The 255-nt window shown below is 54.1% G+C and carries 1 protein-coding gene; it reads left to right on the forward strand.

Going from position 1 to position 255, the window contains the following annotated elements; all coding sequences use genetic code 11:
• Positions 1 to 255 (forward strand): integrase core domain-containing protein (locus PsB1_RS11810; RefSeq protein WP_284361849.1); only part of this gene is annotated, 255 nt, incomplete at both ends.

Consider the following 255-nt stretch of genomic DNA (forward strand, 5'->3'; position numbering starts at 1 on the left):
TCGTTGCGACACTGGAAAAAACGTGCAGGGTCATCGGCTATCCCAAAGTCATCCGTGTAGATAATGGCAGCGAGTTCATCTCGCGGGACATGGATCTATGGGCGTATCAACGGGGCGTGACCCTAGATTTCTCACGGCCGGGCAAGCCCACAGACAACGCGTTCATCGAAGCGTTCAACAGCAAGCTCCGGAGCGAATGTCTGAACGCTCACTGGTTCTTGTCCCTGCAAGATGCTTGCGAAAAGTTGGAGGACT

Origin of the sequence: Candidatus Phycosocius spiralis (assembly GCF_030158815.1) — a bacterium.
In the GTDB taxonomy this organism is placed as follows: domain Bacteria; phylum Pseudomonadota; class Alphaproteobacteria; order Caulobacterales; family Aquidulcibacteraceae; genus Aquidulcibacter; species Aquidulcibacter spiralis.